General features: G+C 62.2%; 1 pseudogene. It reads right to left on the bottom strand.

Features of this window, described 5'->3' with window-relative positions:
* Positions 1-266 (bottom strand): annotated as a pseudogene (locus OO69_RS48540) (GntR family transcriptional regulator); the annotation flags it as partial.
* Positions 267-304: the final 38 nt, after the last annotated feature.

The raw sequence follows: 304 nt of genomic DNA, 5'->3' as shown, positions 1-304 counted from the left end.
CTCCGGCGCTCCGGCGACTTCGAGACCGTTCGACCTGTACGCGCTTTGTAGACCTCCTGCCAGAACTGGCCGAAGGGCTCTGTGCTCAGCAGTTCAGGCACGTCGCCGAGGGCCCGCATGTTGATGCACGACACGGCGAACACGGTGCGCTTGCCCTCGCGGATGAACGTACGAGTGCGCACCACCACTTCATCGTGGAGCTCCAGCCCCAACTGATCGGCGAGTATCGAATCACCGATGGATCGCAAGACTGCGGTGTGGTCCACGGACTTCTCCTTGTGGCCGTACGGCTTACCAGCTGTCT

It is taken from the genome of Streptomyces sp. NRRL F-525 (assembly GCF_000716605.1).
Taxonomy (GTDB): domain Bacteria; phylum Actinomycetota; class Actinomycetes; order Streptomycetales; family Streptomycetaceae; genus Streptomyces.
This window is presented reverse-complemented; position numbering and strand designations above follow the sequence as displayed.